The organism is Aggregatilinea sp. (genome assembly GCF_036822615.1).
Taxonomy (GTDB): domain Bacteria; phylum Chloroflexota; class Anaerolineae; order Aggregatilineales; family Aggregatilineaceae; genus Aggregatilinea.
Genome location: NZ_DAISHJ010000011.1, coordinates 83,887 through 91,286, shown reverse-complemented (window position 1 = coordinate 91,286; position 7,400 = coordinate 83,887). Strand labels below are relative to the sequence as shown.

5 protein-coding genes are annotated in these 7,400 nt (G+C 61.1%); 1 reads left to right on the top strand and 4 read right to left on the bottom strand.

The annotated features are described in order from the left end of the window. The 3 genes from V7116_RS06035 to V7116_RS06025 all read right to left on the bottom strand — a co-directional run. On the bottom strand, positions 1–202 hold a 202-nt coding region (locus V7116_RS06035; protein ID WP_324390992.1), incomplete at its 3' end, for a hypothetical protein. A gap of 552 nt (positions 203–754) precedes the next feature. After that, complete coding sequence (locus tag V7116_RS06030; protein WP_324390991.1) at positions 755–1,708, bottom strand: aldose epimerase family protein; 954 nt, start codon at positions 1,706–1,708, stop codon at positions 755–757. Then, positions 1,705–5,010 (bottom strand): DUF5107 domain-containing protein, encoded by a 3,306-nt coding sequence (locus V7116_RS06025; RefSeq protein ID WP_324390990.1) that lies wholly within the window; start codon positions 5,008–5,010, stop codon positions 1,705–1,707. Before V7116_RS06025 ends, V7116_RS06030 begins: the two co-directional genes overlap by 4 nt. A 134-nt stretch (positions 5,011–5,144) precedes the next feature. Here V7116_RS06025 and V7116_RS06020 point away from each other — a divergent pair, with 134 nt between their 5' ends. Then, entirely contained in the window at positions 5,145–6,056 is a 912-nt protein-coding gene (locus tag V7116_RS06020; RefSeq protein WP_324390989.1) for an AraC family transcriptional regulator, read from the top strand. A gap of 85 nt (positions 6,057–6,141) precedes the next feature. On the opposite strand, the gene V7116_RS06015 is transcribed toward V7116_RS06020, so the two are convergent. After that, positions 6,142–7,146, bottom strand: a complete 1,005-nt coding sequence (locus tag V7116_RS06015) for an aldo/keto reductase (protein ID WP_324390988.1) — start codon at positions 7,144–7,146, stop codon at positions 6,142–6,144. Positions 7,147–7,400 lie beyond the last annotated feature (254 nt).

Below are 7,400 nucleotides of genomic sequence, written 5' to 3'. Positions count from 1 at the left end.
CGTCGAAGGTGCGGGCTTCGCCGCCGAAGCCTTCGGTCGCGTCACTGAACGCGCTCTGCAGATCGATGAAGTACTGCTGGTCGGCGCTCTTGTTGATCGCCACGAACAGCAGATCATCATCCTGTGCGATGACGCTGCCGCCGATGCCCACCGGGACGAGCAGGGTGAGCAGCAGGAACATCGAGATTAGTTTCTTACTCATAATCTGTAACTCTCTCCTGATCATAAACTATTGCAAGGCTAAAACAGGGTGCGATTGCCACCTCACTTCATCGACACCTCCTGGCACTGGCTTGACTTATCCTGAGATTCCTTATCGTACTATTTGCGGGTTGGTGAAAGCGCCCGATCGCTGTGTTTCCATCCTGCACGTGAGGATGGAGTATTTGCACATCGGGCAGGAACTGGTGAATGGTCGGTTTGGGATGTGTGCGGCGGGTGGAACATATGCGCGCGGTATGCGACAGCCTGCCAGCCGGATTGCCCATGCCGTATTCAAGCGTGGATGCTGCGGCTCGTTTGACAGCGGAGGGTACTGCGGCGGCACACCCTTTTAGGACTGCCGTCTCAGTGGACAGGACTAACTTCTTTTTTAGGCGACGCATAACCAAAACTCTATTGCACATGATCAACAACCGCACTTCATTATCATAGGCTATCATTGGACGCGGTTCTCAACAATAGATCAAATCCTGAACTGATAGATTATCTTATGATTTTGCGCGCCCGGCGATACTGGTGAGCGCATGGTGGGTCATTGCTCCATCCCTACCCGGACGTACAGCGACCACTTGAGCGTCTCGCCCGGCGCAAGGATGGGCACCCGTTTGTTTGCCCAGGCGCGTGCCAGACTGTCGTAATAGCCCGTCGAGGGTTCGAGCGCGATGGTCGGAGTGGGATTGTACTGGCCTTCGTCTTCCCAGATGCCCAGGTAAGGCACGAGCGCGGCATCCCATTCCAGCCGCAGCCAGCGCTTTGAGGCCGTATCCAGCAGCATCGCCCAGGCGATATGCTGATCCGGTAGCAGGTAAACCTTGCGCGATCGACAGTTCGCTGCCGGGCCGACGCGATCCAGGTAAAGCGGCTCGCCGTCCCGCACGGGCATGACAGGCCAATCGACGTGTGCGCCAGCAGCCGCGTCTGGCAGCGGCGTGACGGCGAGCACCTGCGTGACTTCCTGCGGCAGCCGCACTTCGGTCGCGGCTGTGACGGCGAACTGGGGGTGCGCGGTCCACATCCCCGCCAGCGGCGCGCCGCCCGTATTGGTCACGGCGTAATCCATGCGCAGCGTGTGTGCGTCTGCCAGGGACAGCGTGCGGATCAGGTCGTAAGGCAGCGCCCGCCCGGAGACTTGCAGCGTCAATGCACCGCCGCGCGTCTCCGCGATCTGCCACGGCAGCGCCCACACCTCGCCGTGATCCGGCAGCGCGTTGCCCGCGAAGGGGCCGTCGCCGGGGTAGGGACATGCCTCGATGGTGGGGAACATTTCGTCCCACCCGCTCATGTCCTGTGCGACGAACGATGCGCCGTAGTCAGCGGGCCGGAAGGGACGGTCGGCGGAGCCGAGCAGCCACTCGTGCCCGGCCTCTTTGTGAACGATCGAGACGATCTTCGCGCCCATGCCCGGCACGGTGACGACGCGCAGCGCGTTACTTTCCAACGCCCATGCGGGCTGGTCGTGCCATGTCGTTTCGGAGAGGCGGTTCACTGCTGGCCTCCGGCGATCACGTCCTGCATCAGCGCGTGGTGAATGATCGCGCCCTGATGCGCAGGCGCAGCGTTGAGCACGACCGTGAACGCTTCGTTCGCGCCGTTCATGTCACCCAGGCCCAGGCAGCCGAGCGCGATCATGTACTGGCAGTGAATCCGGTTGCGCTGGCTCAGGTCTTCGTCGAACACCAGGAAGTCGGGCAGGGAGACGGCAAAATAGTCCATTTTGATCTCGTCGTCCAGATGCGCGCGGCCATAATCGACCAGCTTTTGAAACACGTCGCGCGCTTCGTCCTGCTTGCCGAGTTTTTCCCGCGCGAGGCCCTGGTAAAAGATCATGTCCGGCGGCTGGTCGTTGTAATACATGGCCGAGGTCGGTTCGGACAGTCCGACTGCGGCGCGCTCGAAGCATTCGCGCGCGCGTTCGATCGCACCGAGACCCTCGTAGGCGAGGCCGAGCGTATAGAAGATGTGGTTTTCCTGTGCCCCGGCGAGCTTACCTTCACCGAGATTGTGCGGATAAACCTGGGCGCGCTCCAGCGATTCGATCGCAGCCCCGTATTGACCTGCCGCGATTTGCTGCCGGGCGATCTGCAAGAGGCTCACGACGTACTGCCCGGTGACCTTGCCCTCGCCACCTTCCCACGGATGGAAGATGCGGGTGGTCAGGATATGCAGGGCTTCCGCTGGGCGATCCAGCAGGTTGAGCAGCGTCACGCGCTCGATGGTGAGGTCGTCACGCTGATCGACCAGCGGGAGATGCTGCTCCAACTGCGCGAGCCGCTTCGCCGGATCGGCCCCGATCTTCTTGTAGAGCTGGTCCAGCTCGAAGAACACGCGCGCGCTGGTCTGATCGAGCGCGAAGGCGCGTTCGTAGTAGGCCTGGGCTGCGTTGGGGTCCTGGCGCTTGTTCATGGAAGCCATGCCCAGGTTGCGCTGCACGGTGGGGAAGGCCGGATCGAGTCCGGCGGCGGTTTCCCACGCGGCGATGGCATCTTCATAGCGGCGGTGCGCGTACCAGAAATTGCCGAGATAGTAGGGCGCGCGGGCATCCGCCGGATCGGCGGCCATCGCGGTTTGCAGCGCAGGCACGGCCTCGATGCGGTTGGGGAAGCAGTAATCGGGCGGAAGTGTTTTGGCCTCCGCGAAACAGCGCGCTGCTGCCTGCGCGTCCCCGGTCTGGGCGTGGTACCAGCCCTGGTAGTAGCGCACCATCGGATCGTCCAGCGGCGCTTCGTCCAGCAGCCGGATCGCCTCCTCGGACAGCCCGGCGTGCGCGTAATCGAGCGACAGCTCGATATAGTTGTGCACGGAGCCGCGCATCAACTCGCGGTAGGCGGCATCATCCACCAGCAGAAACCGCTCGTACAACGCGCCGAAGTCCAGCCGGTCCAGGTTGAGGCTGCGGTCAATTTCCGCCAGCGCCTCGGCGCTGCGACCCAGGCGGCGCAGTACGGCAATCTTCAGGTGGCGCGCCTGTTGGAAGTGAACGTTGGTATCGAGCGCATCGCTCAACAGGGCGAGCGCCTCCTCGCTGCGCCCGTCGCGGCATGCAAGCCGGGCCAGCTCGAAGTGCGCGGGACTTTTCCACGCGGCGTTCCATACGGCTTTATAGAAGGCGTCGAACGCTTCCGCAAATCGTCCCTGATATTTCAGCGCCAGCCCCAGGTTATAGGTCGGCTCGCCGTCGTAGGGGTTCGGGTTGCGGCGTGTGAGGCTGGCGATCGCCGTGCGGAAGCAGGTTTCGGCGTCGGCAAACTTGCCGCGCCGCAGCAGCAGGCGGCCCATCGCGTTGTTCACCCGGCTGTCGAGCGGATCGCGGCGCAGGGCTTCCTCGTAGTACGTCTCCGGCTCGTAGGTCGCGTGGCGGTACTGCTCCAGGTGCAGCCCGTTGAGGTACAGCGCTTCGTTCGAGTCGATCTCGCTGGGCGGTTTGGCCGCCGTCGCGGGCGCGGGGATGTCGGGCTTGTCGTCGGGCAGGGGCGTATAGGCCAGCAGTTCGCGCTCGCCATCGAGCACGCGCAACGTGAACTGCTGCGGGCGCGCCTCATTGCCGACCGCCACGGACTCGATCAGCGCCTTTTCCGGGTCGAGCGCGGCGGTCTGCTCGAAGACGGGCGCGCCGTCCCGCAGAAGCTGCACGGTCACCGTGCGCGGCGCAGTGATGTAGACGCCAAACCGTGCTTTGCCGTCGCTGAATTCCAGGTTGAGCACGGCGTCTTTCGAGGCATTTTTCGCCGCGCCGATGGCCTTATACGGCATGAAGATCTGGGTGAACTGCTTCGTTTCGCCCGGCATCAGCCACGAGAAGTCCGGCTGGTTGTCGGTGTAAGCGCCGCACATCAGCTCGATGTACGGGCCGTTTTCGTCGGTGAGCTGGCGATCCCACGCCTGCCCGAAGTCACCGCAGCCCCAGGTCCACTGCTTTTTGCCGGGCACGGTGTGGTGATTGGCGACGTGCATCATCCCGGCTTGCTGGCCGTGGTCGTAGCAGCCGAGGAAGTCGAAATCGGAGTGGTAGGCCATGTATGACGTGGGCACGGGGAGATTCTTGTAGCGCGAGATATCTGTGCCGGGCCAGTAGTTCATCTTGTAGTACGTGCCGGTGGCGATGGGAAAGTCGGATACGTCGCGCTTGCCGTGATCCATGACGGCGTGCACGTCCGGCGGAAAGACCGATTGGTAGTCGTCGTTGACATGCACGGCGGGGTTGGCCCACCACAGGAAGGTTTGCGGCAGGGTGGTGCGGTTGTAAAGCTGAACTTTCAGTTCCAGATAGGCGCGGTTGGGATAGAGCGAAAAGCCGACCATGCCCTTTGTGCGGAACATGCGCTCGATCTCGCTGAACCACACGGTCCAACTGCCGTCCGCGTTGTCTTTGATGCGGTAATCGACCGGCTCGAAGGTGCTGGGGCGGTGGTGCTGGGGCCAGTTGAACTCGATGCCACCCGAGATCCAGGGGCCGGTCAGCCCGACCAGCGCGGGCTTGATGACTTCGTTGTAGTAAACGAAGTGGTAGCCGTTGGTTTTGTCGAGCGCCATCTGAACCCTGCCACCCAGTTCCGGCAGGAGCATAATTTTGAGATAGCGGTTTTCAAGAAATACTGCGGTGTAAGCTTTATCTTCTTTGTCGTCAAAAATGCGTTCTGTAATGGGATGGGGGTAAACAACGCCGCTGCTGCCCTGATAAACACGCTTCTCAAGGAACATCGGGTTTTTGTCCGGCTGCCCGATTTTGTAGGTGGGGATTTTGACTTCAGATTCCCAGGCAATAACTTTATCGGCTTGGTTGGCACTCATATCTAACTCCTTCACTCTACTGTGTAGAGTACAAGGGCGCGCAGCAACAAACAATGGAATAAAGAATGGTATAATGGACTATCTGATGTTTTGGGTTCTATTTGTGAAGTAGAGTGCGGCCCATGAGAGAGATAATGTCACCAATTCGGCTGAGGGAGGGATTCAAGGATCAGATCCTCTACGTCATTCCGCGCCAGATCCTTGAGGACCTCAAAACCAACCCGCTGCTGCACCAACTGCTGCCCACCGACATCGGCTGGTACCCCCGCGCGCGCTACCACTACTGCGAGCGCAAAGACGGTGCAGAAGAGCATATTCTCATTCTGTGCATGGATGGAGAGGGATGGTTTGAGATCAACGGGCAGCGGCGATCCGTGCGTAAGCACGAAGCGTTGATTATTCCGCGCCGCGAGCCGCATGTTTACGGCGCAGTCGAGAATAACCCGTGGTCGATCCACTGGCTCCACTTTACCGGCACAAGCTCGGATTACTTTGCCTACTTACTGCCGCCGGACGTCTATACGCTGAGCGTCGCGCCGGAAACCGCCCGGGGCGTCAGCGCGTTATTCGAGGAGTGTTACCGGAGCTTTCTGGGAAGCTTTGTGCTCCAACAGATGATCTATACGTCGCAGACGCTGCACCACCTGCTCGGCGGGCTGTTTTTCAACAATCGCGCATTTTCACCTACGCTGCGCACCAGCCAGTTCCACAGCATCCGCGAGACCCTGGAGTATTTGCGCCAGAATCTCGACCAGCGGTTGTCGCTGGATGATATGGCGCTGCACGCGCGGCTGTCCAAATCGCATTTCTTGCGGCTGTTCAAAGAGCAGACCGGTTATTCTCCGATGGACTACTTCATCCACCTGAAGATGCAGCATGCGTGTATGCTGCTGTCGATCACGAACCAGACGATCCACGAAATCAGTCTCGCAGTGGGGTATGACGACCCGTACTACTTCTCGCGCATCTTCAAGAAGGTGGTCGGCGTCTCACCGAGCCGCTACCGCGAAGCGCCGGAAACCAATCATCTCAAGTATTATCTTTGACGCGCATTTTGCCGGACATTGAAACGGACTCGCAACCCTGGTTGGGCGGCGAGTCCGTTTGCGTTTCGAGACGAATCAATCGGCGCTAGACGACGGGGTCGCGCGCCAGCAGGCTGTCGATCTCGCGCATTTGTTCCGGCTTCAGCGGGCCGAACTGCATCGCGCGGGCGTTGTCGTCCACCTGCGCCACCGTGCGGAAGCCGGGGATCGGCAGGGTCTGCGGGCTGCGCGCCCACAGCCACGCCAGCGCGCCCTGTGCCAGTGTGCGCCCGCCGCTGGTCAGAATCTCGCGGATGGCTTCGAGCTTGCGCAGCCACTCGGGGTGCGGCTTGCCGTCCTTGAAGTAGGCCATCCATTCCGGGCTGTTTTCGCCGCGCACGTCGTCGGTACCCAGGTGCGAGCTGGCTGAGTACTTGCCGGTGAGCAGGCCCATCGCCAGCGGCCCGCGATTGATCGCGGCCAGATTGTACTGCTCGCAGACGGCAATCATGGCGGCGTTGTCTTCCAGCACGTTCAACTGGAGCTGGACGGACGTGCAGTTCGGTCCTTCGGCAAAGACGCGAGCGCGCTCAGGGAAGTCGGTGCTCCACCCATACGCGCGGATTTTGCCCTCTGCGACGAGGCTTTCCAGCGTGTCGCGGACCTCCGGTGCGTCTGCCGCCGGGTACTCATTGATGTGAAACTGGTACAGGTCGATGTAGTCCGTATTCATGCGCTTGAGCGAGGCTTCGCAGGCGCTGCGGATGTGCTCCGGCGTGGCGCTGGTCCCACTGGCCTGGCGCGTCTCTTCGTTGAACAGGTTGCCGAACTTGGTGGCGATCACGACCTGCTGGCGGCGATCCCCAAGCGCCTGTGCGACGATCCGCTCGCTGTGGCCCGTGCCATAAACGTCTGCTGTGTCCAGGAACGTGACGCCCAGTTCCAGCCCATGCTGGATGGCGCGGATCGACTCGCTGTCGTTTACTTCACCCCAGCCGATGGGGGTTTCCCCCGACCAGACGGGGCCGCCGATGGCCCAGCAGCCGAGGCCGACTGCGCTGACTTCGATTCCTGAACGCCCCAATGAACGCATCATAGGTGTTGTGGTCATCTTATACTCCGTGTGGCAAAAACTCTTTCGCGCATAACTACACTCTACCACTTAGAGCGCGCTCGAAGTCAAGCGACCTTGCGGCTGGGCGTGCACCGATCCGGCTCAGTTAACAGTGGTCCCTAAGATTTCGATGAGTTTGCCAGAGTTCGCTATGATGTTGGTGTCTTTTTCCCGCGTTTCCCTCAGTGGGGTGGGAGAGCAGCAGGGTGATTGAGTGGCAAGGTGGAACGGCACACCGGGGAAGAAGGTTT

Bases quoted from the DNA above. Each gene is read 5' to 3' on its own strand.
- V7116_RS06025 (WP_324390990.1), bottom strand. From the start codon at position 5,010: ATGAGTGCCAACCAAGCCGATAAAGTTATTGCCTGGGAATCTGAAGTC.
- V7116_RS06020 (WP_324390989.1), top strand. From the start codon at position 5,145: ATGTCACCAATTCGGCTGAGGGAGGGATTCAAGGATCAGATCCTCTAC.
- V7116_RS06015 (WP_324390988.1), bottom strand. From the start codon at position 7,146: ATGACCACAACACCTATGATGCGTTCATTGGGGCGTTCAGGAATCGAA.